Source organism: Jatrophihabitans fulvus, assembly GCF_054781375.1.
This window is the reverse complement of record NZ_BAAGUN010000006.1, coordinates 1-25,559: the sequence shown is the minus strand read 5'-3', so window position 1 is coordinate 25,559 and position 25,559 is coordinate 1. Positions and strand designations below refer to the sequence as shown.

At 73.4% G+C, this 25,559-nt stretch carries 23 protein-coding genes and 1 pseudogene; 13 read left to right on the top strand and 11 right to left on the bottom strand.

What is annotated here, in order from left to right:
* The first annotated feature begins 38 nt into the window (after positions 1-38).
* Positions 39-647, top strand: coding sequence for a DUF6226 family protein (locus ACYVP9_RS18045; RefSeq protein ID WP_460606314.1), 609 nt, complete (start codon positions 39-41; stop codon positions 645-647).
* A 3-nt stretch (positions 648-650) separates the two neighbouring features.
* On the opposite strand, the gene ACYVP9_RS18040 is transcribed toward ACYVP9_RS18045, so the two are convergent.
* From ACYVP9_RS18040 to ACYVP9_RS18025, 4 genes are read right to left on the bottom strand one after another with little or no spacing between them, the layout of a single operon-like run.
* Positions 651-2,000 carry a 6-phospho-beta-glucosidase gene (locus ACYVP9_RS18040; protein ID WP_460606313.1) on the bottom strand — a complete coding sequence of 450 codons (1,350 nt, stop codon included), beginning with the start codon at positions 1,998-2,000 and terminating at the stop codon, positions 651-653.
* Positions 2,001-2,007: 7 nt separating this feature from the next.
* The gene (locus ACYVP9_RS18035) at positions 2,008-3,429 is read right to left on the bottom strand and encodes an aminotransferase class I/II-fold pyridoxal phosphate-dependent enzyme (RefSeq protein ID WP_460606312.1); all 1,422 of its coding nucleotides are present in this window, start codon (positions 3,427-3,429) and stop codon (positions 2,008-2,010) included.
* Positions 3,426-4,271 carry a MurR/RpiR family transcriptional regulator gene (locus ACYVP9_RS18030; protein ID WP_460606311.1) on the bottom strand — a complete coding sequence of 282 codons (846 nt, stop codon included), beginning with the start codon at positions 4,269-4,271 and terminating at the stop codon, positions 3,426-3,428. The genes ACYVP9_RS18035 and ACYVP9_RS18030 overlap by 4 nt, the downstream gene beginning before the upstream one ends.
* A 4-nt stretch (positions 4,272-4,275) precedes the next feature.
* A complete protein-coding gene (locus tag ACYVP9_RS18025) occupies positions 4,276-5,694 on the bottom strand; it encodes a type I glutamate--ammonia ligase (RefSeq protein ID WP_460606310.1) in 1,419 nt (472 codons plus the stop codon).
* A 121-nt stretch (positions 5,695-5,815) separates the two neighbouring features.
* Here ACYVP9_RS18025 and ACYVP9_RS18020 point away from each other — a divergent pair, with 121 nt between their 5' ends.
* The 3 genes from ACYVP9_RS18020 (at position 5,816) to ACYVP9_RS18010 (ending at position 9,589) form a co-directional block, all read left to right on the top strand.
* Entirely contained in the window at positions 5,816-7,318 is a 1,503-nt protein-coding gene (locus tag ACYVP9_RS18020; RefSeq protein WP_460606309.1) for an APC family permease, read from the top strand.
* Positions 7,319-7,379: 61 nt separating this feature from the next.
* The gene (locus ACYVP9_RS18015) at positions 7,380-8,429 is read left to right on the top strand and encodes an amidohydrolase family protein (RefSeq protein ID WP_460606308.1); all 1,050 of its coding nucleotides are present in this window, start codon (positions 7,380-7,382) and stop codon (positions 8,427-8,429) included.
* Positions 8,426-9,589: a M20 metallopeptidase family protein gene (locus tag ACYVP9_RS18010; RefSeq protein WP_460606307.1), complete on the top strand. Its 1,164-nt coding sequence runs from the start codon at positions 8,426-8,428 to the stop codon at positions 9,587-9,589. The genes ACYVP9_RS18015 and ACYVP9_RS18010 overlap by 4 nt, the downstream gene beginning before the upstream one ends.
* On the opposite strand, the gene ACYVP9_RS18005 is transcribed toward ACYVP9_RS18010, so the two are convergent.
* Positions 9,590-10,726, bottom strand: a complete 1,137-nt coding sequence (locus ACYVP9_RS18005) for an acetamidase/formamidase family protein (protein ID WP_460606306.1) — start codon at positions 10,724-10,726, stop codon at positions 9,590-9,592.
* Positions 10,727-10,845: 119 nt separating this feature from the next.
* Between ACYVP9_RS18005 and ACYVP9_RS18000 the strand changes: the two genes are divergently transcribed.
* Together ACYVP9_RS18000 and ACYVP9_RS17995 are read left to right on the top strand one after the other, a co-directional pair.
* A complete protein-coding gene (locus ACYVP9_RS18000) occupies positions 10,846-11,595 on the top strand; it encodes a sulfite exporter TauE/SafE family protein (RefSeq protein WP_460606305.1) in 750 nt (249 codons plus the stop codon).
* A 50-nt stretch (positions 11,596-11,645) separates the two neighbouring features.
* The gene (locus ACYVP9_RS17995; RefSeq protein ID WP_460606304.1) at positions 11,646-12,485 is read left to right on the top strand and encodes a Rossmann-fold NAD(P)-binding domain-containing protein; all 840 of its coding nucleotides are present in this window, start codon (positions 11,646-11,648) and stop codon (positions 12,483-12,485) included.
* A gap of 43 nt (positions 12,486-12,528) precedes the next feature.
* Here the strand turns inward: ACYVP9_RS17995 and sigJ are convergent, their stop codons facing one another.
* The 6 genes from sigJ to ACYVP9_RS17965 form a co-directional block, all read right to left on the bottom strand.
* On the bottom strand, positions 12,529-13,425 hold the full coding sequence (gene sigJ, locus ACYVP9_RS17990) for a sigma-70 family RNA polymerase sigma factor family protein (protein ID WP_460606303.1): 897 nt from the start codon (positions 13,423-13,425) through the stop codon (positions 12,529-12,531).
* Entirely contained in the window at positions 13,412-14,161 is a 750-nt protein-coding gene (locus ACYVP9_RS17985) for an SDR family oxidoreductase (protein ID WP_460606302.1), read from the bottom strand. The genes sigJ and ACYVP9_RS17985 overlap by 14 nt, the downstream gene beginning before the upstream one ends.
* Positions 14,162-14,191: 30 nt before the next feature.
* Positions 14,192-14,665, bottom strand: coding sequence for a carboxymuconolactone decarboxylase family protein (locus ACYVP9_RS17980; RefSeq protein WP_460606301.1), 474 nt, complete (start codon positions 14,663-14,665; stop codon positions 14,192-14,194).
* 122 nt (positions 14,666-14,787) lie between these two features.
* A complete protein-coding gene (locus ACYVP9_RS17975) occupies positions 14,788-15,357 on the bottom strand; it encodes a PAS domain-containing protein (protein WP_460606300.1) in 570 nt (189 codons plus the stop codon).
* A gap of 60 nt (positions 15,358-15,417) precedes the next feature.
* Entirely contained in the window at positions 15,418-17,610 is a 2,193-nt protein-coding gene (locus ACYVP9_RS17970) for a cytochrome P450/oxidoreductase (RefSeq protein ID WP_460606299.1), read from the bottom strand.
* 65 nt (positions 17,611-17,675) lie between these two features.
* Entirely contained in the window at positions 17,676-18,755 is a 1,080-nt protein-coding gene (locus ACYVP9_RS17965; RefSeq protein ID WP_460606298.1) for an NAD(P)-dependent alcohol dehydrogenase, read from the bottom strand.
* 75 nt (positions 18,756-18,830) lie between these two features.
* On the opposite strand from ACYVP9_RS17965, the gene ACYVP9_RS17960 reads away from it, so the two are divergent.
* From ACYVP9_RS17960 to ACYVP9_RS17930, 7 genes and pseudogenes are all read left to right on the top strand, one after another.
* Positions 18,831-20,279 (top strand): aldehyde dehydrogenase family protein, encoded by a 1,449-nt coding sequence (locus ACYVP9_RS17960; RefSeq protein WP_460606297.1) that lies wholly within the window; start codon positions 18,831-18,833, stop codon positions 20,277-20,279.
* Positions 20,276-20,917 (top strand): PucR family transcriptional regulator, encoded by a 642-nt coding sequence (locus tag ACYVP9_RS17955; RefSeq protein ID WP_460606296.1) that lies wholly within the window; start codon positions 20,276-20,278, stop codon positions 20,915-20,917. Before ACYVP9_RS17960 ends, ACYVP9_RS17955 begins: the two co-directional genes overlap by 4 nt.
* A gap of 195 nt (positions 20,918-21,112) precedes the next feature.
* The gene (locus ACYVP9_RS17950) at positions 21,113-22,132 is read left to right on the top strand and encodes an alcohol dehydrogenase catalytic domain-containing protein (RefSeq protein WP_460606295.1); all 1,020 of its coding nucleotides are present in this window, start codon (positions 21,113-21,115) and stop codon (positions 22,130-22,132) included.
* Positions 22,129-23,499 carry an amidohydrolase family protein gene (locus ACYVP9_RS17945; protein WP_460606294.1) on the top strand — a complete coding sequence of 457 codons (1,371 nt, stop codon included), beginning with the start codon at positions 22,129-22,131 and terminating at the stop codon, positions 23,497-23,499. The genes ACYVP9_RS17950 and ACYVP9_RS17945 overlap by 4 nt, the downstream gene beginning before the upstream one ends.
* On the top strand, positions 23,493-24,185 hold the full coding sequence (locus ACYVP9_RS17940; protein WP_460606293.1) for a flavin reductase family protein: 693 nt from the start codon (positions 23,493-23,495) through the stop codon (positions 24,183-24,185). Before ACYVP9_RS17945 ends, ACYVP9_RS17940 begins: the two co-directional genes overlap by 7 nt.
* Positions 24,186-24,214: 29 nt before the next feature.
* Complete coding sequence (locus tag ACYVP9_RS17935; RefSeq protein ID WP_460606292.1) at positions 24,215-25,354, top strand: type 1 periplasmic-binding domain-containing protein; 1,140 nt, start codon at positions 24,215-24,217, stop codon at positions 25,352-25,354.
* Between the two features lie 108 nt (positions 25,355-25,462).
* Positions 25,463-25,559, top strand: a pseudogene (locus tag ACYVP9_RS17930) (ATP-binding cassette domain-containing protein); the annotation flags it as partial.

The window sequence follows — 25,559 nt, the reverse complement described above, 5'->3', positions numbered from 1 at the left end:
GACCGAAACGGGTCGTGCCGCCCGCCTAGCGTGGGGGCGTGGACCTCACCGATCTCGTCCGCGACGTCGACGCCGCGTTCGCCGTCACGGGCGCGGACACCCCGCGCTGGGACGACCCGCACCACGGCCGCGACGTGCGGGACGAGGAGTACTCCCGGGTCACCGACCCGCAGAAGTACCGAATCGTCACGGCGCGTGCGCACGCCTGGGAACGCGCCGTGACCACGGCGGGGCTCGCGATCGCGCACCGGGACGACGAGGGTGTGGAGTTGCGTCCGCTCGCGCCCGGTGCGCTGCCGGTCCGGTTCAGGTTCATGACGGTCGACGACGTGCCGCGGACGGGCGTGGTCGTGACCGCGGGCGGCCCGGCTCTCGATCTCGTCCATGTACCCGACTGCGGGTGCGACGCGTGCGATTCCGGGTCCGACGGCCTGCTCGACCAGATCGACGAGCACGTGGCCGCCGTGGTGTCCGGCGAGCTCGTGCGCGTCACCCTGCCGAACGGCTGGGTGATGAGCACCGGACCGGGCTCGTACCAAGGGTCGTTCCGCGGCGACGGTTCCGGCGTCGACATCCACGTCGTGGCCGACGAGGCCCGTGCGGGCAACTCGTCGTTCCCGGTGCTCCGCGGGGAGCCCTGGTTCTGAGCCCTACCGCTCGAACACCGCGCGCACCTCGGGGATGCGCGCGATGTAGCCGTCGAGCAGGTCGCGGGCGACCGACAGCGAACCGACGAGCGGGTGCAGCGCGAAGGCCTGCAGCGCCTCGCCGCGCGAACCCGTCCGGGCCGCGGTGATGACGTGTCGCTCGACCGCCTTGACCGCCGACATGAGCCCGAGCTGGTGCGCGTCCGGAGGCGGTGTGGCGAGCGGGTGCGCGCCGTTGCCGTCGACGATGCACGGCACCTCGACGACGGCGTCGGACGGCAGCGCCGCGACCGTCGTGCCGTTGCGGACGTTGAGGATCGCGGACGCGCGCTCGTCCCGCCCGATCGCGGCCATGACGGCGAGCGCGACTCCCGCGTAGCCCTGCTGCTCGGGGTCGGTCTCGGGCGTCCCGGTGCCGGCGGGACGCGGGGTCGCGCGGGCGTCGGCCATGTAGGAGTCGTGCCGCTGCTGCACCGTCGAGCGCCAGAGCGAGGCGACGTCGCCGCCGGCCGCGGCGGCCGAGTAGAACGCGGTCTGCGAGCGCTCGAGCTCCTCGCCGCGGGTCGCGGGCGCGGCGAGGATCGCCGCGAGCGCCTCGCGGTGGCGGTACCAGTAGTAGAGGTACTCGTTCGGCACGACGCCGAACGTCCGCAGCCAGTCGGTGCCGAACACCTCGCCCTCCTCGAGTTCGGCCAGCGCCGGCTCGTCGGCGAACAGGTCGGGCAGCACGTCCCGTCCGCGGTGCAGCACGCGGCGCAGCCAGCCGAGGTGGTTCAGCCCGACGTAGTCGAGCGTGACCTCGCCGGGGTCGAGCCCGAGCGAGCCGGCGATGCGGCGTCCGAGTCCGGACGGGGTGTCGCAGATGCCGACGACGCGGTCGCCGAGCACGTCGCGCATCGTCTCGGTGAGGATGCCGGCCGGGTTGGTGAAGTTGAGGACGAACGCGTCGGGAGCGAGCTCGCGGATCGTCGTCGCGATGCGGTCCATGACGGGCACGGTGCGCAGGGCGTACGCGAGCCCGCCCGGTCCGGTCGTCTCCTGGCCGAGCACGCCGAGGTCGAGCGCGACCCGCTCGTCGCACACCCGGCCGTGCACCCCGCCGACCCGGACGGCGGCGAACACGAAGTCGCTGCCCCGCACGGCCTCGGCGAGGTCGGTGGTGGCGAGGACCCGCGGCGGATGGGCGAACGGCTCGGCCATGGCCGCCAGCACCGACGTCATCACCGCGAGCCGGTCGGCGTCGGTGTCGTACAGGGTGACGGTGTCGACGCGGCGCGGGTGCTCGTCGCGCAGCAGGGCCTGGTGCACGAACGGCGTGCGGAACCCGCCGCCGCCGAGGATGCACAACTTCACCCGGCGATCATCCCCGGCGCACGACCCGGACGTGTTCGAGGGTGGGGTCGGCGGCGTAGGCGATGCGGGTGCCCGCGGCGCGAGCGTCCGCCAGGAAATCCATGACCTCGGCGGTGACCGTCTCGCCCGGCGCGAGCACCGGAATGCCCGGCGGGTAGGGCGCGATCGTCTCCGCACCGATCCGTCCGATCGCCTCGGCGCGGGGGACGAGTTCGTGGGCGGCGAAGAACGCCTCCCGCGGGTCGAGCGCGGTGACGGGCGCGGGCGGGTCCCAGAACCGGGCCGACGAGCGGCGCCCGTCCGCCCGCCGTGCGAGCGACGCCGTCAGCTCCGCCACCAGCGCGGCGACGTCGTCCGCGCCGTCGAACATCGTGACGACGGGGACGAGGGTGTCGCGGTCGGCCTGTTCGAGCGGCAGGCCGGCGGCGAGGAGGTCGCGCTCGACGGCGAGGCCGTCGACGCCGTCGAGCTGCAGCACCAGCTTGGCCGGGTCGAAGCGCGCCGTCGGCTGCAGCGGTGCGACCCCGTCGAGCGCGAGCGCGTCCCGCGCCGCCGCCACCGACCTGCGCAGCCCGTCCAGCAGCGACCGTCCGAGCGGCGAGGTGAGCAGCGCTCGCGACGCGTCGCTGCCGGCGAGCAGCGGGCCGGCGGGGCTGGTCGTGATCAGCGCGTCGACCGACCGGTCGAGCGCGACCGGGTCGAGTCGCGCGGTGCGGGCGAGGGCGACGGCGGCCTGCGAGTACCCCGCCAGCGTCTTGTGGGTGCTGATGACCATGGCGTCGGCGCCGGCCTGCAGTGCGTGTGGCGGGTAGTCGTCGGCGAAGCCGAAGTGCGCGCCCCACGCCTGGTCGACCACGACCGGCACCCCGCGCCCGTGACACAGCTCGACGGCCGCGGACAGCTCGCCGACGGTGCCGACGTAGCTCGGCTCGACGCACACGAGACCGACGGCGTCGGGGTTGTCGTCCAACGCGGCACGCAGCGACGGCAGGGACAGCCCGCTCGGCAGACCGGTGACCGGGTCGACGTCCGCCGCCACCCACACCGGACGCAGCCCGGCGAGCACCAGGCCCGAGACGGCACTGCGGTGCGCCGACCGGGACACCAGCACGGTGTCGCCGGGCCGGCCGAGCGCGAGCAGCAGCGCCTGGTTCGCCTGCGTGGCGCCGCCGGTGACGAACCGGCACCAGTCGGCGCCCCACGCCTCGGCGGCCAGCCGCTCGGCCCGCTCGAGCAGCGCGGGCGCCGCCTTGACGGTGTCGAGGCCTCCGAACAGGGGCACGTCGTCGCGCAGCAGGGCGCCCAGCGACGGCCACACCTGCTCGGCCCGGCGCTTGTGACCGGGGATGGTGAACGGCCGCCACGGCAGCGCCATCGCCTGCACCCACGCCGCCAGCAGCGGGGCGTCCTCGTCGCGGGGAGCGGTCACGGCCGGCGTCCCGTACGGGGACCGCCGAAGCGGTCGAACTCCTCGAGCCGCTCGCGCACGCCCGGGCCGATGGTCTCGACGACGCCGAGGGTCAACGCCTCGACCAGCGCGGTCGCCGCGGTCAGCGAGATGAACGGCGGCGGCCCGTCGACCGAACTGGTGAGCAGCACCGACGCGGCGGCCGACAGCGGGGACAGGAACGGGTCGGTGCAGAGCACGACCTCGGCGCCGCGCTCGGCGACCGCCCGTCCGAACGCGACGGTGCCGGCGTCGAAGCGGCGGTAGTCGAAGGCGACGAGCACGTGGCGCGGCCCGGTGTCGAGCACCGCGAGGGCCCGGGCGGACGGGTCGGGCGCGACGGAGGTGACGCCCGCGCGCACCAGCGACAGGTAGCGCGCGAGGTACCCCGCGACGGCGGACGAGACCCGTCCGCCCGCGACGAGCACGCAGCGGTCGGGGTCGGCGAGCAGCGCCACGGCACGGTCGAACTCGACCGGGTCGGTGCCGCGCAGCGTCTGCTGCAGCCCGGGCACGAGGTGCTGTTCGAACCGGCCGAGCACCGAATCGTCCGAGCGGGCCTGGGGGATGAGCTGCGCGGGCCCGGCGGCCTGGGCCGACAGTTCGGTGCGCAGCTGCGACTGGACGTCCGACCAGCCGCCGAGGCCCAGCTTGGCGACGAGGCGGACGACGGTGGGCGTGCTGACTCCCGCCGTCTGCGCGAGCGCCGCCGCCGACTGCAACCCGGCGGACGGGTAGTCGCCGAGCAGCGCCTGCGCGACCCGCAACTCGCCGGGGGTCAGCGTCCCCCGGCTCGCGCGCAGCGTCTCGGCGACGGTGGGCACGCGGTCAGAACTTCCAGAGCACGCCCGTGACGACCGCCTGCGGGTGCGGCGGCACGGACGCGTCGTCGCCGCCGGTGAAGCGGGCGACCTCGCCGCGGCGGACGTCGGCGATGGTCGCCGCCAGCTCGGGTCCGAACGCGGTGGTCAGCGCGGCGTCCGCCTCGAAGGCGGCGACCGCCGTCTCGACGTCCGTCGGCAGCGGACGGATGCCGCCCGCGGCGCGCTCGTCCTCGCTCAGCGACGCGGGGTCGACGTCGACCGGGTCGGGCAGCGTGGCGTTCTCGTCGAGACCCGCGAGCCCGGCGTACAGCAGCCCCGCGACGACGAGGTAGGGGTTGGCCGCGAGGTCGAAGGCCTTGACCTCGAGATTGGCGGCCGTCGACTCGCTGCCCACGCTGCCCTGCACCAGGCGCAGCGCGGTCTCGCGGTTCTCGACGCCCCAGGCCTGGAACGCGCCGGCCCAGTGCTGCGGGATCAGCCGCAGGTAGCTGGCGGGCGACGGCGCGCCGATCGCCAGCAGCGCGGGCAGCCGGTCGAGCACGCCCGCGGCGAAGGCGGCTGCCTCCGGGCGCATGCCGGCAGGCCCCTCGCCACCGGCGAACAGGTTGGAGCCGTCGCGCCACAGCGACAGGTGCACGTGCCCGCCGTTGCCGGCGCCGTTCACGACGATCTTCGGCGAGAACGTCGTCGCCATGCCGTGACGCTGCGAGCAGGCGCGGATGGTCTCGCGCACGAGCACCGCGGTGTCGGCAGCGGCGACCGGATCCTCGGGCGCGACGGAGATCTCGTACTGCGCGGGCGCGTACTCGGGATGGACCTGCTCGACGACGACGCCCTGCCGGTCGAGGGCGACCAGCAGGTCGCGCAGGTAGTCGCTGCGTTCGAGCAGTCGCGTGAACCCGTACGCCGGCCCCGAGACGGACGGGACGAATTCGGTGCCCGGCTCGCCGACCGACCACTCGATCTCGAAGGCCATGCTGCCGGTCAGCCCGCGGTCGGCGAGGGCGGCGACGGCGGCGCGCGCCAGCGAGCGCTGGTCCTGCACGTGGGGCCGGCCGTCCTGCCGGTAGCGGTCCGCGGGCGCCCACGCCCAACCGGGTTGCTGGTCGAGGGCCACGAGCCGGTCGAGGTCCGGGTGCAGCCGCAGGTCGCCGACGGGGCCACCCGCGTGCCGTCCGCTGACGATCGAGTCGTCGGTGAGGAACGCGTCGAAGACCGGGGAGGCGCCGATGCCCCGCGCCGCGGCGTGCTCGAGCCGGGCCAGCGGCACCGCCTTGACGCGGGTGATGCCGCTGTTGTCGACCCAGGTCACGGCGACGCCGACCACGCCCTGCTCGGCCAGCACGGGGGCGAGGTCTCGGGCACGGCTCGCGCGCTGCTCGCGCGCGTCCGCGGTCAGGGCGTCGGTCGGGGAATCGCTCACGCGCCCACCGTAGCCGCGATGAAATGTTTGTTACAGCCCCTCGAGCTACTTTCGCATTCGGTTCAGGCGCGCCAGACTGCGTGACACCATCCCGTCCTTCGACGTCTTCGGGGAGCACGCCATGCAGACCGACACCCCACGCGGACTCCAGCGCAACCTGTCCGTCTGGCAGGCCGTCGGGCTCTCGGTGGCCCTGATGGCACCGAGCATGGCGGCCAACATCAACCCGCAGGGCGTCGTCGGCTCGACCGGCCGTGCGGTGCCGCTGGCGTTCCTGCTCGCCGCGATCGGCGTGCTGTTCGTCGGCTACGGCTTCGTGCGGCTGTGCCAGCACTTCCAGCACGCCGGGTCGGTGTACGCGTTCGTCGGGCTCACGCTCGGCCCCCGCACCGGCGTGGTGTCGGGGCTCTCGCTCTTCGCGACCTACTGCTTCTACGGCATCGTCACGTCGTCGGCGTCGGGCATTCTCGGCACCGCGTTCCTCGACAGCGTCGGCATCTGGAACGACCCGCCCGGCTGGGCGGGCTTTCTCATCGCCGGCATCTCGCTGGCCCTGTCGCTGCTGCTGACCATCACCCCGGCGAGGCGCGGGACGTCGGCGCTGCTGACCATCGAGGGCGCCACCATCGCGATCATCCTCATCGTGTCGGCGATCGTGCTCGTCCGGCTCATCTCCGGTGACATCCCCGCGAACGCGCCGGGGTCGGGGAACCAGGGCTTCACCCTCGACGTCTTCAAGGTCGCACCGGGGACGGACGCCGACACGCTCTTCCTCGGCATCGTGTTCGGCTTCCTCTCCTTCGCCGGTTTCGAGGCGGCGGCCACGCTGGGCGAGGAGACGGCCAACCCGCGCCGCGACATCCCGCGCGCGATTCTCGGCACCGCGATCTTCGGCGGCGTCTTCTTCGTGGTCGTCACCGCGATCGAGATGATGGGCTTCGGCACGGACGCCGCCGGGGTCAAGGCGTTCGGGGAATCGGGCTCACTGCTCGGCGACCTCGGCACGAGCTACATCGGCGCCTGGGTCGGTGACGTGATCAGCCTGGGCGCGACCATCAGCGCGTTCGGGTGCTGCCTGGCCTGCATGGTCGGCGCGTCCCGCCTGCTGTTCGCGATCAACCGCGACCTCGTCGGCGCGGAGAAGGGCCTGGCGCGCACCTCGCGGGCGGGCACCCCGGCGGCCGCGGCCATGGCCGTCCTCGGCCTCATGGTCGTCGGCTTCGTCGTCATGATGCTGTGCGGCGCCACGGTGACCGAGACGTTCTTCTGGTCGGGCACCATCGGCACGCTGATCCTGCTCGTCGCGTACGTGATCACCACGATCGGCGCCATCCTGCTCGTCTTCGTGCAGAAGCGGATGGCGGTGCCGCAGTGGCAGGTCGTCATCCCGATCCTCGCGATCGTCGTGCTCGGCTACACGATCTACCGCAACGTGCTGCCGTGGCCGGACACCACGGTGGGGCGGGCGCTGCCGCTCGTCGCCGGGGCGTGGATCCTGGTGTGCGTGATCGCCGTGCTCGTCTTCCCGTCCGCCACCGCCGCGCTCGGCCGCCGCCTCGCCGCCGAGGAGGGGTTCGCCACCGAGCGTGAGCCCGCGCCGGAGGCGACGCGCCTCGATGTCTGATTCGCCGACAGTCGGTCTGCCGCTCGTCGACCACCACTGCCACGGTGTGCGGCGCGCACCGATGGACCGAGCCGCCTTCGAGGCCGACCTGACCGAGGCGGACGGACCCGGCCGGTGGCACGGCTCGCTGTTCGACACGTGGTCCGGGCTCGGGGTGCTGCAGCGCTGCGCCCCACTGCTCGACCTCGACCCGTTCTGCGACCCGGACGTCTACCTCGCCCGCCGCACCGAGCTCGGTGTCGCGGAGGTCGACCGGCGGCTGCTGACGCCCACCGGCATCTCCGACTTCGTGGTCGACACCGGCTTCGCGGCCGACACCCTCACCCCGCCGGACGAGCTGGCCGCGGTCACCGGCGGGCGGGGGCACGAGATCGTCCGCCTCGAACAGGTGGCCGAGCAGGTCATCGCGCGGCGCCCGGACGACTACGCCGCGGCGTTCGCGGCCGAACTCGACCGGCGGGCGGCGGGCGCCGCGGGCTTCAAGTGCATCGCGGCCTACCGGGTGGGTCTCGACCTCGACCCCGAGCCGCCGACGCCCGCCGAGGTCGCCGCCGCAGCGCAACGGTGGGTCTCGATGGACGGGCCGCCGCGGCTGGCCGACCCGGTGCTCATCCGCCACGGGTTCTGGACGGCCGCCGGCCACGGCAAGCCGATCCAGTTCCACATCGGATACGGCGACGCGGACGTCGACCTGCACCGCTGCGACCCGCTGCTGCTCACCCCGCTGCTGCGGGCCACGGCCGGACGGGGTGTGCCCGTCATGCTGCTGCACAACTACCCGTTCCAGCGGCACGCCGGCTACCTGGCCCAGGTGTTCGACCACGTCTTCGTCGACGTCGGGCTCGCCGTGCAGAACGTGGGCGGCGGGGCCCGGCGAATTCTCGCGGAACTGCTCGAACTGGCGCCGTTCGGTTCGGTGCTGTTCAGCACCGACGCGTTCGCGCTGCCCGAGCTCTACCTGACGAGCACCGCCGCGTTCCACGACGCCTTCGGCGCGTTCGCGGACGACGCGCTGCAGCACGGCGAGTTGGACGTTCGAACCCTCGATCGTCTGGCTGCGATGATCACGTCGGGCAACGCCCGCCGGGCGTACGGGCTCGATACCGCGTGACCGCCGGGTCGATCGCCGAGGGCATCGGGAGCATCGACGCGGCGCTGGCGGACGAGCTGCCCGCGGCCGTCGCGCTGCGGCACCGACTGCACGCCTCCCCCGACCCGTCGGGGGACGAGGGCCCGACGCTCGCCCGGGTGATCGAGGCGCTCGGCCCGTCGGGTGAGGTGCGGTCCGTCGCCGGCACCGGCGCGCTCGTGGGCCGTACCGGCGCGGTGGTGCTGCGCGCCGAACTCGACGGGTTGCCCGTCGTCGAGCAGACCGGGGTCGACTGGGCGTCCGACCGTCCCGTCATGCACGCGTGCGGGCACGACGTGCACCTTGCGGCCGCGGTCGCGGCCTACCGGGCGATCACGTCCGTCGACCCGGGTGCGCCGGTCGCGGTGCTGTTCCAGCCGCGCGAGGAGACGCCGCCGTCCGGGGCGGCGGACGTGGTGGCGTCCGGGGTGCTGGACGTCGCCGACGTCCGCGCCGTGGTCGCCGCGCACGTGCAACCGCAGCTCGCGGCAGGCGTCGTGAACGTGACCGCCGGCGTGGTCAATGCGTCGGTGGACGAGTTCGAGGTGGTCGTGCGCGGACGGGGCGGCCACGCGGGCTACCCGCACACGGTGCGCGACCCGGTCGTGGCGGCGTCCGCCGTGGTGCTTGCGCTGCAGCAGATCGCCGCCCGACGCGTCGATCCCGTGCGCGGCGCGGTGTGCACCGTCGGACGCATCGCCGGCGGCACCGCGGGCAACGTGGTGCCCGACGAGGTGTCGCTGCTCGGCACGCTGCGGGTCATGGCGGCGGGCGACCGCGACGAGCTGCTCGCGGTGTTGCGCGAGATCGCCGAGGCCACGGCCCGCGCCCACGGGTGCTCCGCCGAGGTGACCGTCCGCTCCGGCGAACCGGCGGTCGACAACCACGCCGGACTGGCGCGGGCGGCGGCCGTCCGGTTGCGGGCGGCCGGCGTGCCCACCGACACCACGTGGCGCTCGTTCGGGTCGGACGACTTCTCGCACTTCAACGCCGTCCGCCCGTCGCTCATGGCGTTCGTCGGGGTGGACGGGGGAGCGGGGCTGCACGAACCGCGCTTCCTGCCGCCCGACGACACCGTCGGGCTCGTCGCACGCACCCTCGTCGCGGAGTACCTCGCAGCACTGGACGTGCCGGCCGGTTGATCAGGGGCGGGTGACCTCGGCGAAGTCGGCCTTGCGGATCTTGCCGTGCACGCCCTTCACCACGTCGACGACCTGCGAGACGGCGAAGTCGCCGGCGGCGGAGAGGTAGGCCATCGCGAGGTGGCGGTCGATGCCGTGGTCGGTCGCGAGCAGGTCGACCGCGCAGCGCACGCAGTCCTTCATCGCCTCGTTCAGGTCCTCGTCGAGGCCGATCGGGACGAGGAGCTCGGGTGTCTCGGCGAACGGGGTGATGCGCCCGAAACCCGGGCGCAGCGCGGCCCCGCCGGGGATGACGTCGAGCTTCACCGTCGCGCGCAGCGAGGCCTCGAACGCGGTGAGCGCGACCTCGCCGTCGCCCTGCGCGAAGTGCGGGTCGCCGAAGTAGGCGAGCGCGTCGTCGACCTGCACCGGCAGGTAGAGCGTGGCGCCGGTGCCGAGCAGCGAGATGTCGATGTTGCCGCCGAAGCGGCCCGGAGGCACCGAGTGCGGACGGTCGCCCCCGGGGACGGCCACGCCCATGACGCCGAGGAACGGCGCGAGCGGGAAGCGCAGGCTGCCGCGTCCCGGGTCGGACGGGTCGACGGCCATCCGGCCGACGCCGCCATCGTGGGCGTGCGCAGTGGCGAACGTCGTCACCGGTCCGGGCAGGGTCGGCATCTCGCCGGGCAGCGCGCCGAAGCCGTGGCGCGCCGACACCATGCCGTACGGCACGCGGGGGGCCAGCTCGAGCACGGTGATGGCGAGCAGGTCGCCCGGCTTCGCCCCGGTGACCGCGATGGGGCCGGTGACCACGTGGGGTCCGTCCGCGTCGAAGTCGTGGGCGAGATCGCTCGCGGCGACGTCCTGGGCGTCGCGCAGCACGCCGTTGCCGGGAACGCCGAGCGCGCCGAAGAACTCGGTGGGGTTGCGGCCCTGGTCCTCGAGCAGGCCCTCGTGGCTCAGCGTGTCGATCGTGACGACGTCGCCGGAGGCGACCCGCAGCCGCGGGGCGTCCTGCTCGCAGGGCAGCCGGCCCCACAGCACGGTGTCGGGATCGGCCTGCAGGTAGTGGCCCTGCACCCCTCCCGGCTGCAGCACCGGAAAGCCGGTGGCGGCGAGATCGAAGGCGGACGAGGCTCCGGTGCGTACCGCGGTCATGGCCGAAAAGTAGGTTCGCAGCGTTGCGGTGGCGTTTCCGTCCGAGGTCGCGGGCGTAACGTCGTCACGTATGACAACATGACGTCTCACATTGTGAGCAGTGCGAACGGGGAGTGCGGGTGCAGGTCGGCGACGCCATCCTGGTCGGCGCGGCCGGTCTGGTCGGCGGCTTCGTCAACGCGATCGCCGGCGGCGGGTCGCTGCTGCTGTTCCCCGCGCTCGTCGCGTCGGGCCTGGGCACCGTCTCGGCCAACGTCACCAACTCGGTCGCGCTGTGGCCCGGCTACCTCGGCAACGTCCTCGCGCTCGGCACCGGCGGACGGCCGAGCCGGCGCGAGTGGACCGTGTTCGCCGCGGCCGTCCTGGGGGCGGCCGCCGGCTGCGCGCTGCTGCTGCTCACCCCCGGCGACGCGTTCGACGTCGTCGTCCCGTTCCTCGTGCTCGGCGCCGCCGCGCTGCTCGGGTTCCAGCCGCGACTGAAGAAGGCGCTGGGCGGCAAGGCGGTCGACCGGCCGGGGGCGCTGGTCGCGGGCGCGACCGTCGGCGCGATCTACGGCGGCTACTTCGGTGGCGGTCTCGGCGTCATCCTCATGGCCCTGCTGGGGCTCACGCTCAGCGCACCCCTGCAGCGGGTGAACGTGCTCAAGGGCCTGCTGCAGCTCATCGTCGCCACCGTCTCGCTCGCCGTGTTCGCGATCTTCGGCCCCGTCGAGTGGATCGCGGTCGCGATCATCGCGCCGCTCTCGCTGCTCGGCGGCGTGCTCGGCGGCAAGCTCGCCCGGCGGTTGTCCGAGCGGGTGCTGCGGGCCAGCGTCGTGACGTTCGGCGTCGCGGTCGGCATCTGGCTCGCGATCCGCGCGTTCGGCTGACGTCGCGCTGTACGTCCCGCTCTACGTCCCACCTACGAAGGGCACATCCGATGACGACGCCCACCTGGTTCATCACCGGCATCAGCAGCGGCCTCGGCCGGCACCTGGCCGAACAGGTGCTCGACGCCGGCGGCCGGGTGGCCGGCACCGTCCGCCGCGTCGACACCGTGGTGGACCTGCAGCAGCGTTTCCCGGACCGGGTCAGCGTGCACCGGCTCGACGTGACCGACCTGGCCGCCGTGGGCCCGGTGGTCGACGAGGCGTTCGCGCGGTGGGACCGCATCGACGTGGTCGTCAACAATGCCGGCTACGGCCTGTACGGGACGGTGGAGGAGCTGACCCTCGACCAGATCAGGCAGGCGGTCGACACCAATCTGGTCGGTGCGATCGCGGTCGTGAGGGCGGCGTTGCCGCACCTGCGCCGGCAGGGCGGCGGACGCCTGCTGCAGATGTCGAGCTACGCGGGGCAGGCGACGCGTCCGGGCGTCTGCCTCTACAACGCCACCAAGTGGGGCATCGAAGGGTTCACGGAGTCGATCGCCAAGGACGTCGCGGGCTTCGGCGTCGAGGTGACGATCGTCGAGCCCGGCGGCGCCCGGACGGACTTCCACTCCACCAACCTGCAGACCGGGCGGTGGCTGCCCGACTACGACGACACGCCCGCGGCCGCAGTGCGCGGCGTGCGGGAGCGTACCGACCTGCCGGTGGGCGACCCCGCCCGCATGGCCGAACGCATCATCGCGAGCACCGGCGTCAGCCCGGCGCCGCTGCGCCTCGTGCTCGGCAGCGATGCGTACCGCTACCTGCACGAGGCACTGTCGGAGCGTCTCGCCGACGTCGAGGCACAAGCGGGCAGCGCTCCCGCCACCGACGCCCCGGCGGAGGAGTGACGGTCCGGCGCGATCGTCGTCGGACGATGGCCAGCACTCGCGCTCATGGCGCCAGTTGCCGCTGTGCCGCCCTGAGCTTGTCGGGTGCCCGCACGAAGTCGAGGCGCGCGATCCTCCCACCCGAGGTGGTGACGGCGACGACGGTGCGCACCTCGCCCTCGTCCAGGATCGCCAGGCCGAGTTCGCCGTTCACGAGCGTGCGTCTGATCTCGCTGCGGCCCGACACCTTTCTGATGGTGCCGAGGACGAACCGTCCGACGCGGTCCGCCCCGATGACAGGACGCCGGGCCGCGGTGACGACGCCACCACCGTCGGCGGTGAGGACGACCGCCGGGTCGAGAACGGCGAGCAGGCCGGCGAGATCGCCGCCGGAGGCCGCGTCGAGGAACGCCGTGAAGACCCGGTCGTGCTCCCGGCGCTCGACCTCGAAGCGCGGGGCGCGGGCCGCGACGTGGCTGCGCGCCCGGCTCGCGAGCTGCCGGGCCGCGGCGGGGCTGCGTCCGACGAGCGAGCCGATGTCGCCGAAACCCATGCCGAACACGTCGTGCAGCACGAAGCTGACCCGCTCGGCCGGCGACAGACTCTCGAGGACGACGAGCACGGCGTAGCGGACGGTCTCGTCGAGGGTGATCCGGTCCTCCACCGACTGCGACGACAACGGGGCGAGCACGGGCTCGGGGAGCCACTCGCCGGGATAGACCTCGCGGCGCTTGCGGGCCGAGCGGAGCACGTCGAGGGCGGCCCGCGCCACGGCCACGGTGCCCCAGGCGGTGACGTCGCGCACCGGCTCGCGGCGGTCGGCCTCGACCAGGCGCAGCCAGCAGTCCGCGACCACGTCCTCGGCCTCGGCGCGGCTGCCCAGGACGGCGTACGCCACGCGCACCAGGTGATCGCGCGCGTCGTCGTAGTGCGCGGCGAGCTCGTCCTCACGCCCGGGCATCGGCGCTGCCCAGCCACTGCTCGAAGGTGACCTCGCCGCGCGGTCCGCCCGCGCGGGGGAGCAGGCCGCCGCCGGCCATCGCCCGTCCGGCGCCGCCCGGCAGCCGCACCGGGACGACGAGCCGGCGGTCCGCCCGGCGGCGCAGGAGCCGGCGCACCAGGTCGGTCATCTCGGCCTCTTCGGGGCCGGCGAGCTCGGGGGCCTGCCCGAGCGCCGGGCCCCGTGCCAGCGAGACGAGGTGCCCGGCGACCTCGCCGGCCGCCACCGGCCGGCACCGCATCCGCGGCACCGGGACGACCGGGCCGAGCGCCCGGGCCAGCGACTGGGCGGCGAACTCGTGGAACTGGGTCGCGCGCAGGACGGTCGCCGGGACCGGCCCGGCACGAGCGATCTGCTCCTGGCGACGCTTGCCGGTGTAGTAGCCCAGCCCGACCTCGTCGACGCCGACGATCGACAACACGACGAGATGCGCGACGCCGGCGGTGCCGCTCGCCCGTACGAGGTTGCCGGTCGCCGCGGCGAAGAACTCCTCCGACCGGCGGCGGCTCAGCGTGGCGATGTTGCTGACGTCGACCACGGCGTCGCAGCCGGCGAGCGCCTCGTCGAGCCCGGCACCGGTGCGCAGGTCGACGCCTTCGCTGCGGGCCAGGACGGCGACCGTGTCGCCGGCCGCCCGGGCCTGGTCGACGACCATCCGTCCCACCGTCCCGGTGCCGCCGGCGACCGCGAGTCTCATGTCCTCACCCTTCCACCGCTTCCTGGTACCTCAAGCCCTCTCCTGCACCGGCATCTGCAGCGGCACGCCGAACCGGTTGAAGGCGTTGATGAGCGCCACCTGCGCCACGAGTGCCCCGAGCCGAGCATCGTCGAGCAGTGACCGGACCTCACCCCACACCTCGTCGCTCACGCCCTCGGACGTGAGCGTGGTGGCCGCCTCGGTGTAGGCGAGAGCGGCTCGCTCCACCGGCGTGAACAGGGCGGATTCCCGCCACGCGACCAGCTGCAGGATCCGGTCGAGCGACTCGCCCTGATCGAGGGCGTCGTGGCTGTGCATGTCGCAGCAGTAGACGCACTGGTTGATCTGCGAGGCGCGCAGCTTGACGAGCTCCCGGATCGTCGGGTCGAGCGCGGACTTCTGGATCGCCTGGTCGGCGGCGTACAGCGCCCGCGCCACCTCGGGGACGGCCTTCGGCAGGTCCAGTCGCGGCGCGTGGGTCGAGGGGTGGACGGTCGTGGTCATGACGCTCCTTCGTCGATGGCCCCGCGCCGTGCGGGGACACCGACCTGACGAGATCCGGAGCGGGAACGTGACATCGGCTCCGCCCGAGCGGTGTCACGGGCAGATCTGCGGACGGTGTGCGACTACCGCCCGTCGCGTGCGATCCGGCGCGACATGCGTCCGATGGCCCGGTCGGACTCGACGATCAGCCGGTCGGCGCGGGTGCGTCGCGAGCGCGAGTCGCTCCCGGGGTCACGTGGCTCGACGGCGAGCAGGTCGTGTTCGAGCGCGGTGGTGACCAACAGCCGGGTGACGTCCTCGACGTGGTGCAGGATGCCGAGCGTCCGGCCGTCGGTGTCACGGACCGGTGTGTTGACCGGGAGCCAGCTCTTGCGGACGAATTCGTGACGATCGTCGACGACGTCGTAGCGCTGCAACGCCATTCGATCGGGCGCACCGCCCCGCAGCGCACGGTCGAAGGAGGCCGACAGGCGCTCCACTGCGCGCGCCTCGGGTACCGCGGGGTTGTCGGGGAAGACGTCGAACATGTACTCGTCGACCATGTCGGCGAGAGCGTGCTGCGTGGCCCGCTCGTACGCGAGGTTCGCTGCTCGTACGCGCAGCTCGGTGTCGAGCAGCAGGTACGGCGCCGCGCTGGCGCGGAAGGCGAGGCTGTCGGCGACGCCCCGGAGGGCGGTGTCCGCGACACCCAATCCGCTCACCTCGTTCCCGGCCGTGTCCGTCCCGCCACGATAGGCGCCGCACGGCGCGGACTACAGGTCGAGGACCAGCTTGTCGGACGCCGCCCGTCCGACGCAGATCATCATCGTCCGCCCGGCCTCGCGCTCCTCGTCGGTGAGGACGCTGTCGCGGTGCTCGGGGACACCCGCGAGCACGCGGGTCTCGCACGCGCCGCAGTAGCCCTTCTCGCAGTCGTACGACAGGCCGGGGACGGCGTCGCGCAGCGCCTCGATCAGGCGCTGGTCGGCGGGCACGGTGACGGTGACGTCGCTGCGCGCGAGCTGCACCTCGAAGGCGGTGTTCGCCGCGGCGTCGAAGGCGACCTCGAGGTCGTCGCCGGCGGTGAAGCGTTCGAGGTGCAACCGGTCGGTCAGTCCGAGCGAGGCGCACTGCGCCTCGACGGCCGAGAGCATCGGCGCCGGCCCGCACGCGTACACGAGGGTGTGATCGTCCAACTCGCCGAGCAGAGCCGGCAGGTCGAGCAGCCCGGCCTCGTCCTGCGGCACGAGCGTGGCGGCCGAGCCGGCCGCGGCGACGAGCTCGTCCGCCAGCGCCATGGACGAGCGGGTCCGTCCGCCGTAGACGACGCGGAACGGAATGCCTTCGGCCACGGCGTGCCGGACCATCGCGAGGATCGGCGTGATGCCGATGCCGCCGGCCAGGAAGAGGTAGCCCGGCGCGGGCACGAGCGGGAAGTGGTTGCGGGGTCCACGCACCGCGAGGGTGGCGCCGGTGGTCGCGAGCCCGTGCAGCTCGACCGAACCACCGCGGCCGTCGGCCTCGCGCAGCACGCCGACGCGCCACGAGGCACGGTCGGACGGATCGCCGCACAGCGAGTACTGCCGCACCCGTCCGCTCGGCAGTCGCACCTCGATGTGCGCGCCCGGCTTCCACGGCGGCAGGTCGTCGCCCTCGGGGCGACGCAGCGTCACGGTCACGACGCCGTCCGCGACGGTGTCGACCGCGGCGATCTCGAGCGGGGTGGGGCTGGTCAGCGAGCTGACGAGACCGGCGGTGCCGGTGGCGCGGGTGCCGGGGGTGAAGACCGCGGGGATGCGGTCCCAGCCGGTCTGGTTGCCCTGCGTCGGGTAGCCGACCAGGCCGTCCTCGACGACGCGGTAGTCGGGCAGCCGGGTCAGGACCTGCGTCATCATCTCGCGGAACATCGCGCGGGCCAGGTGCGCGCCGGCACAGCGGTGCGACCCGATGCCGAAGCTCAGGTGACGGCTGGCGTCGCGGTCGAGGCGCACCTCGCGCGGCTCGGCGAACACCTCCGGGTCGTGGTTGGCCGCGACCCAGGGGATGAGCACGCGGTCGCCGGCGTGCACCGGGCAACCGCCGACCTCGGTCTCGCCGGTGACGGTGCGGGCCATCGCCTGCGCCGGGGTGAACGCGCGCAGGAACTCCTCGGTCGCGTTCTCGAGCAGGTCGGGCGACTCGACCAGCTTCTGCTTCTGCTCGGGATGCCGGCTGAGGTGCACCAGCGTCCAGCCGGTGAGCGAGGTCGTCGTGTCGACGCCGCCGGCGATGAGCAGGCCGATGACGGACACCAGCTCGTCGTCGGTGAACTCGCTGCCGTCCTGGCGGCGCCCGGCGACGATCGCGCTGACGGCGTCGTCGCGGGGCTCGGCCCTGCGGGCGGCGATCAGGCGACGGATGCAGGTGTCCATGTAGGCGAGCCCGGCCGCGCCGCGCATCGCCCGCTCGCTGCCGGCGACGGCGGCGAAGATGTCGTGGATCGGCGCGGCGAGCTTCGCCCACTCGTCCTCGGGGAAGCCGAGCCAGTCGAGGGTGACCGCCGCGGGCAGCGGGTTGGTGAGGTCCTGCACGAAGTCGCACGAGCCCGACTCGACGAACGCGTCGACGACCCGCGCCGCGTGCCGGGCGATCATCGGCACCAGCTTCTCGACGGCCGCCGGCGTGAGCAGCGGGTTGATCAGCTCGCGGTAGTCGACCGACGCCGGCGGGTCCAGCTCGATCGGGAACTGCTCGAGACCGGGGCCCTTCGGGATGACGATGGTGACGCCGTCGCCGCCGTGGGACGAGCGGGCGGACGAGAAGGTCGCGTCGTCGCGGGCGATGCGGGCGACGTCGGCGTACCGGGTCGTGTAGACGAAGCCGCCGTGGGCGTCCGTCCGCCCGCCGGGACACTGCGTCCGGAAGCGTTCGTAGTACGCGACAGGGTCGGCGTTCGCCTCGGGGGAGTGGTGATCGAAGACGGTCATGGCACGCTCCACGTGCGTCGTACGTCCGCGCGGTGTTGTCCGGCCGCGCCACCGGAAGGGTGACTTTAGAACGTGAGGACGGCCTTGCCGACCTCGCCCGCGCGCATCGCGGCCACGGCGTCGTTGATCTTCTCGAACGGGAAGAAGCTCATCATCTCGTCGACCGGGAAACGGCCCTCGGCGTGCCAGCGCAGCAGCTGCGGCAGGAAGACCTGCGGCAGCGCGCCGCCGGAGATGATGCCGGTGATGCTGCGGCCGTTGAGGACGCTGCGCCACTCGAAGCTCATGTTCTCGCTCGGCCCGATGCCGATGACGCCGGCGTGCCCGAGCGGGCCGAGTGCCTCGACGCCGGTGCGCAGCACGTCCTCGCGGCCGGTGGTGTCGACGACGAAGTCGAAACCGTGCGGCGCGATCTGCTTCAGCTGCTCGGCCGTGTCGGCGCCCGACGTCACCGTGTGCGTCGCGCCGTGGCGGCGGGCCGCCTCGAGCTTGGCCGGGTTGACGTCGACGGCCGCGATGACGCCGCACGAGCTGATGGCCGAGGCCAGGATCGCCGCGACACCCACGGCGCCCGCACCGAAGACGGCGATCGACTGCCCCGGGCGCGGCCGCAGCACGTTGACCACGCCGCCGGCGCCGGTCTGGAAGCCGCAGCCGAAGGGGCCCACGATGCGCAGGTCGACGTCCTTGTCGATGACCGTCACGGCCCGGGCCGGGATGACCGCGTGCGACGCGAACGACGACTGGCCGAGGAAGTGGGCGTTGACGTCCGCGCCGTTCAGCGTGACCGCCGTCGACCCGTCCGGACGCCGCCCGGCGAAGTTGAGCGCGTCGAAGCTGCGGCAGTAGCTCGGCGTGCCGCCGAGGCAGATCGAGCAGGTGCCGCACGAGGTGAACGACAGCGCGACGTGGTCGCCGGGCGCGATGCCGGTGACGGAAGATCCGACGGCCTGCACGACGCCGGACCCCTCGTGGCCGAACAGCGCGGGGGTGGGGAAGAAGTTCGAGAACTCGAGGTCGGTGCCGCAGATGCCGACGGCGGCGATCTCGACGAGCACCTCGTCGGGGCGCGGGTCGCCGAGCTCGACCTCGGTCACGGTGAAGGGCTGGCCGTTCTGCTCGAGGACGGCGGCGGTAGCACGCACGAAGAGGAACTCCTTCACGTCACATTGCGAGACCGCATATTGACATGTGGAACAGGGCGGGTCAAGGATCGCGGCATGCCCGACGTGTTCACCCTGCCTGCCGGACAGCATGTCATCGACGGGGAGTGGGTGGCGGCCCGCACCGGAGACGTGCTGGACGTCGTCGACCCCGCGACCCGAGAGCCCTTCACCACCGTCGCCCGCGCCCGGGCCGAGGACGTCGACGACGCGGTGGCCGCCGCCCGCCGGGCCTTCCCGGCGTGGGCTGCGATGAACGCGTCCGAGCGCGGCGCGCTGCTGCACCGCTGGGCCGACCTGATCATGCAGAACGTCGAGGCGCTCGCCGCGACCGAGGCCCGCGACGTCGGCAAGCCGCTGTCGGGCGGACGGCTGAACATCTACATCGCCCAGGGCATCGTCGAGTACTTCTCCGGCGCCGCCGACAAGCTCACCGGCGTCACGCTGCCGACCCGCTCGCCCGATTTCCTGGGCCTGACGATCCCCGAGCCGTACGGCGTGTGCGCCGTCGTCATCCCGTGGAACGTGCCCGCGGTGCTCACGGCGGCGAACGTCGCCCCGGCGCTCGCGGCCGGCAACACGGTGGTGCTGAAGCCGTCGGAGGTCGCGCCGCTGTCGCCGTTCGCACTGGTCGAGCTCGCGCGGCAGGCGGGCTTCCCGCCCGGCGTGATCAACGCCGTCACCGGCCTCGGTCCCGAGGCGGGGGCGGCGCTGTCGTCCCACCCGGACGTGAACCACATCAGCTTCGTCGGCTCGACGACCACCGGGCGGGCGATCATGTCCGCGGCCGCGCAGCACCTCGTGCCCGTGAAGCTCGAGCTCGGCGGCAAGTCTCCGAACGTCGTGTTCGCCGACGCCGACCTCGACGTCGCGATCCCCGCCATCGTCGCGTCGATCACCGAGAACGCGGGCCAGAACTGCTACGCGGGCTCGCGGCTCGTCGTGGAGTCGTCCATCGAGTCCGAGGTGGTCGAGCGGCTGGCCGCGGCGATGGCCGAGGTGCGCCGCGGCGCGTGGGACGACGACCTCGACATGGGCCCGCTGGTCAACGGCACCCAGTTCGCCCGTGTCGGCGAGTTCCTCGAGCAGGCGCCCCGCGACGGCGCCCGCGTCGTGACCGGCGGCGGCACCGACGACGGTTGGTTCGTCCAACCCACTGTGTACGACAAGGTCGACCCCGGTTCGCGCATCGTCCGCGAGGAGGTCTTCGGACCCGTCCTGGCCGTCCAGCCGTTCTCGGGCTTCGCCGAGGCGGTCGAGCTGATGAACGGCACCGACTTCGGCCTGCTCGCCTGCATCTGGACGAACGACGTGTCCCGGGCGCTGCGCGTGGCCAAGGACGTCCGCTCCGGGCAGGTGGCCGTGAACCAGTTCCACGACAGCGGCGTCATCGGCTTCCCGTTCAACATGCAGAAGGACAGCGGCTTCAGCCGAGGCGGCGGCTACAACGCCCTGCGCGAGTACACGCAGGAGAAGGCGGTGGCCGTCCGCCTGCTCGGCCCATGAGGCTTCCGGGTGCCGGCGCGGCCCTGTTCTACGGCGGGCCCCGGTTGCGCGCCTGGACCACCGCGCTCGCCTGGCTCGACCACACCGTCGAGGTCGACGGCCGCACGGCATGGACCGTCGTCCCCGGGCGCGACCGGCTCGCCGAGCTGCGCGCCGCGCTCGTGCGGACGGTCGGTGACGGCGCGCCGCTGTTCGCCGCGTGCGGGTCCAGGGCGACGTCGGCCGACCGGCTGCCGGTGTCGTACGCCGAGGCGGCCCGCCTGCTCGGGCTCGGACGGGTCCAGGGCCGCGACGTGCTCGCCTACGAGGACGCCGGCGTGCTGCAGGTGCTGCTGGCCAGCCCGCCCGAGCGGCTGCGCGACTACGTGCAGGGTTCGCTCGGACCGGTGCTGGAGCGTCCGGACCTGCTGCGGACGCTGCGCGCGTGGCTCGCCGAGAGCGGCAGCCGGCAGAGCGTGTCCGAGCAGCTGCACCTGCACCGCAACTCCGTCGGCTACCGCGTGCGACGGCTCAAGGAGCTGCTCGGCCTCGACCCGCTGGAGCCCGCCGCGGCCGCCCAGCTGCACCTCGCGCTCGAGGCGCTCGACCTGCTGCGTGCGGACGAGGGCACCGCCGCGGGCCTGCGCGTGACCGTCTGAGAACGGACGTTTCCGGCGCCTCGACCGGTCGGCTGCGAGCCCGGCTTGTTACAACGACGTCACGCCTGCCGAAAGGGCCCGCAGGGCCGTTGACAGGGGTAGTGCGCGAAGGCAGAGTACCGCCATACGTTCCACCGCCTCACAATGCGAGACGGTATTACGGCCAGAGGATGGGGGTCCGGCGACGTGCGGGCGATGGTGCAGACCGGCTTCGGGGGTCCCGAGGTGTGCGTGCTGCGCGACGTCCCCGAGCCGGCCTGCGGCCCCGGCGACGTGGTCGTGCGGGTCGCGGCGTGCGGCCTCAACCGGCTCGACCTCATCCAGCGCACGGGCCCCGGAGTGATCCCCGGGTTCGCGCTCCCGCACGTCGCGGGCATGGACGTCGCCGGCACCGTCGTGGCCGCCGGCGCCGACGTCACCGCCCTCGCCCCCGGCGACCGCGTGGTGGCCGACCCGACGCAGGGGTGCGGCACCTGTCCGCAGTGCTCGGTGGGCGACCGTCCGTACTGCGTGCAGCCGCGCATCGTCGGCGGCAACATCGACGGCGGCCTCGCCGAGTACGTGCGCGTCTCCGCCGAGTCGGCCGTGCGCGTGCCCGAGGCGATGACGCTGCGCGAGGCGGCGACGCTGCCCACCGCGTGGGCCACCGCCTGGCACTGCGTGAACACCGTCGCGGGGCTGGCCGCGGGCGAGACGTTCGTCGTGCACGCCGCCGCGAGCGCCGTGAGCCTCGCCGCGATCACCCTCGCCAAGCGCGCGGGCGCGACCGTCGTCGCCGCCGCGAGCACGCCCGAGAAGCTCGAGGCCGCCCGCCGCGCCGGTGCCGACGTCGCCGTCGACAACGCCGAGCCGCTCGCGAAGGTCGTCGCCGAGCACACCGACGGCCGCGGCGCCGAGGTCGTGCTCGACCACGTCGGCGCCGCGACCTGGCGCGCGTCGCTCGACAGCCTGGCCGTCCGCGGCCGCCTCGTGATGCTCGGCAACACGACCGGCGACGGCGTGCAGTTCTCGCTGGCCGAGGTCTTCCACCGCGAGCTCAAGCTGCTCGGCGCGGGCGGCTACACCTCCGCCGACTTCCTGGCGGCCACGGCCGCGTGCTTCGCGGGCGGGCTGTCGCTGCCGGTCGCCGAGGTGCTGCCCCTCGAGGAGCTCGCCCCGGCGTGGGACGTGTTCGAGCGCCGCTCGACCGTCGGCAAGGTGGTGATCGAGCCGTGACCACCCTGCTGGTCGTCGGCGGCGACGTCGTGACGATGGACGCCGACCGGCGCGTGCTCACCGGCGCGACCGTGGCCGTCGAGGACGGCCGCATCGCCGCCCTCGGCACCGCCGCCGAGCTGCGCGAGCGCTTCGCCGGCGCCGAGGAGATCGACGCCACCGGCTGCGTCGTCACCCCGGGCCTCGTCGACGCGCACCAGCACACGACCGTCGACCCGCTGGTGCGCAGCACCATTCCGGACGACATCGACTCGGACGAGTCGATCTTCGGCTGGATCGTGCCGCTGCACGAGCAGGCGAACGGCGACGACGACGAGCTCGCCGCGACGATCACCGCCGCCGACGCGGTGCTGCGCGGCGTCACCACGCTGCTCGAGCCCGGCACCGTCGCGCACCCCGACCGCGTGGCGGCCGGCCTGACCCGGGTCGGCGTCCGTGCCCGGGTCGGTGGGTGGGGCTGGGACGCGGCCGACGTGCCCTTCGGCGGCACGGCGGACGAGGTGCTCGCCCGGCAGGAGCAGATCGTCCGCGACCTCCCGTCCGAGGGGCCGGTCACCGGCTGGGTCACGCTCGTCGGGCACGACCTCGCCAGCGACGAGCTGTTCGCCGGCGCCGCCGAGCTGGCCGAGCGCCTGGACGTCGGCCTCACGCTGCACATCTCGCCCGGCCCCGGCGACGTCAAGTCCTACGCCGACCGGTGCGGACGGCGGCCGGTCGAGCACCTGGCCGCGCTGGGCGTGCTCTCGCCGCGGCTCGTGCTGGGCCACGCCGTGTGGCTCGACGACCTCGAGCTCGACCTGGTGCTCGACGCGCGGACCGCGATCGCCGCCTGCCCCGGCGCGTACCTGCGGCTCGCGCAGGGTTACACCCAGGCCAGCCGCCACGCGGAGTTCGTGCGCCGCGGCGGACGCCTCGCGCTCGGATGCGACTCGCACAACGCCGGGGACGTGCCCGACGTGCTGCACGCCGCCTACCTGGTCGCGGCCCTCGAGCGCGACCGCGCGCTGCCGGCCCCGATCCGCGCGGAGCAGGCGTTCGCGCTCGCCACCGTCGACGGCGCCGCTGCCGTGGGCCTCGGCGACGTGACCGGCTCGCTCGAGGTCGGCAAGGCCGCCGACCTCGTCGTGATCGACGCGTCCGGACCGAGCTGGACGCCCCGCGGCGACCTCGCCCGCCACCTCGTGTGGGGCATGGCGAGCCGCGACGTGCGCGACGTGGTGGTCGACGGACGGGTCGTCGTCCGCGACCGCGCCGTCGTGGGTCTCGACACCGCCGCCCTGCTCGCCGAAGCCACCGACCGGCGCCGTTCGCTGCTGTCCCGCGCCGGGCTCGTCCCCGTCCCCACCTGGCAGGAGCACATGTGCTGAACGTGATCGACATGGCCGGCCGCACACCGGCCCAGAAACAGGGAATCCTCTCGCAGCTCGTCGTCCCCCGTCCGATCGCGATGATCACGACGGTCGACGCGGACGGCACCCTCAACGTGGCGCCCTTCAGCTACTACATGCCGATCAGCGGCGAGCCGCCGCTGATCGCGGTCACCATCGGCACCACCCGCGAGGCGACCGACGCCCCCAAGGACACCTGGGTGAACGTCGAGCGCACCGGCGAGTTCGTCGTCAACGTGACGACCGTCGAGCTGGCCGAGCACATCGAGACCGTCGCCCGCGAGTACCCGCAGGGCACCAGTGAGCTCGAGGTCGCCGGCTGGGCCACGGTGCCGTCGTCGGTGGTCGCCACCCCGTCGCTGGCCGAGAGCCCCGCGCACCTCGAGTGCCGGGTGCGCGAGGTCATCGACCGCGGCGACCACACCTCGTGTTTCTCCGGCGTCCACATCCTGATCGCCGAGGTCGTGTGCGTCACCGTCGACGACACATTGCTCGCGGCACCGAACCGCATCGACCCCACGAGGGTCCAGGCGGTCGGCCGCATGGGTTTCCCCTACTTCGTCACCGCGGGGGAGGCGTCGATCTTCCGTCAGGAACGCGTCGCCTACGAAGACCTCACCGAGGAAGACATCGCTTCCCTCCGCCCCGTCACCGCCGACAGCTGAGCGCACCACCCGACCGAAAGGAACCATCCATGTCCGCAGTCCTCACCGGCGGCAAGGGGCGCGTCGCGCTCCTCGGCGCCGTCCTCACGAGCCTCGCGCTCGCGGTCAGCGGGTGCGCGAGCAACGACGCGTCCGCGCCGAAGTCGTCCGCCGGCGCAGGCGGCGGCAGCACTGCCGCGGCCGGCGGCGGTTCGAGCAGCGCCACCGGCGGCTCCGGCGGCTCGGGCCTGAACGAGCCCGACACCAACGGCGACGGCAAGGTCAAGATCGGCGTGCTGAGCCCGGGCGACATCAACGACAACGGCTACTACGAGAGCTTCGTGGCCGCGGCCGACACCTTCGCCAAGCAGGAGGGCTGGACCGTCATCAAGCGCGGCAGCGTGCCCGTCGCCGACGCGCTCAGTGCCGCCCGCGCGCTGTGCCAGCAGGGCGTCGACATGGTCGCCCTGGGCGCCAGCGAGCTGAAGGACGCCATCCCGGCGTCCGAGGAGGCCGTCTGCTCCAAGACCGCCTTCTACGTGCCCGCCTCGGCGAACATCAACCAGACGCCGAAGATCGTCATCTCCTCCGACGACCCCAACCAGTCGATGCTGGCCGCGGGATACGCCGCGGGGCTGAAGATGAAGGCCGCGGGTGACACCAAGGCCGGCTTCGTCACCGGTCTGAAGGCCGACTTCAGCGTCGCCGCCGCCAAGGCGTTCCTCGCCGGCATCCGCGAGATCGTCCCGAAGGCCACCCTGGTCGAGACCTACACCGGTGACTTCAACGACTCGGCCAAGGCCAAGGAGGCCGTCCAGGCGCAGCTCGGCCAGGGCGCCAAGGTCATCTACCCCTACCTCGGTGGGGCGACCGACGCCGCCAACGCTCTCGCGCAGCAGAGCAAGGCGATCACCCTCACGCCGGGTACCGACCGTTGCGGCCAGACGCCGAAGTTCGACATCTCCGTGATCTTCTCGCCGGGCGACTACTTCCTCGCCGCCCTGAAGGAGTTCAAGGCCGACAATCTGAAGATGGGCACCACGCGCGTCTGGCAGATGGGCAAGGACCCGTACCCGACCGTCAAGGTGTGCGAGGGCTCGTCCGACCAGGCCAAGGTCGCGCAGTTCATCAAGGACATCGGCTCCGGGAAGATCAACCCGGCGGACGAGGTCAAGCGCCTCAACCCCTGACCCCCAGGTTCCACCCCCGCAGGAACACCGCAAGGAAATGAGCGCAGCCATGACCGACACCGCACGCGTTCTCGAACTGCGTGGCATCACCAAGCACTACGGTCCGGTCACGGCCTGCTCGGGGAGAACGGTGCCGGCAAGTCCACGCTCATGAAGGTGCTGCTCGGCCTCGTCGGACGGGACGCCGGCACGATCGCCGTCCGGG

Coding starts and splice junctions, on each gene's coding strand:
- ACYVP9_RS18020 (WP_460606309.1), top strand. CDS start 5,816: ATGCAGACCGACACCCCACGCGGACTCCAGCGCAACCTGTCCGTCTGG.
- ACYVP9_RS18015 (WP_460606308.1), top strand. CDS start 7,380: ATGGACCGAGCCGCCTTCGAGGCCGACCTGACCGAGGCGGACGGACCC.
- ACYVP9_RS18005 (WP_460606306.1), bottom strand. CDS start 10,726: ATGACCGCGGTACGCACCGGAGCCTCGTCCGCCTTCGATCTCGCCGCC.
- ACYVP9_RS17995 (WP_460606304.1), top strand. CDS start 11,646: ATGACGACGCCCACCTGGTTCATCACCGGCATCAGCAGCGGCCTCGGC.
- sigJ (WP_460606303.1), bottom strand. CDS start 13,425: ATGCCCGGGCGTGAGGACGAGCTCGCCGCGCACTACGACGACGCGCGC.
- ACYVP9_RS17985 (WP_460606302.1), bottom strand. CDS start 14,161: ATGAGACTCGCGGTCGCCGGCGGCACCGGGACGGTGGGACGGATGGTC.
- ACYVP9_RS17980 (WP_460606301.1), bottom strand. CDS start 14,665: ATGACCACGACCGTCCACCCCTCGACCCACGCGCCGCGACTGGACCTG.
- ACYVP9_RS17970 (WP_460606299.1), bottom strand. CDS start 17,610: ATGACCGTCTTCGATCACCACTCCCCCGAGGCGAACGCCGACCCTGTC.
- ACYVP9_RS17960 (WP_460606297.1), top strand. CDS start 18,831: ATGCCCGACGTGTTCACCCTGCCTGCCGGACAGCATGTCATCGACGGG.
- ACYVP9_RS17955 (WP_460606296.1), top strand. CDS start 20,276: ATGAGGCTTCCGGGTGCCGGCGCGGCCCTGTTCTACGGCGGGCCCCGG.
- ACYVP9_RS17950 (WP_460606295.1), top strand. CDS start 21,113: ATGGTGCAGACCGGCTTCGGGGGTCCCGAGGTGTGCGTGCTGCGCGAC.
- ACYVP9_RS17935 (WP_460606292.1), top strand. CDS start 24,215: ATGTCCGCAGTCCTCACCGGCGGCAAGGGGCGCGTCGCGCTCCTCGGC.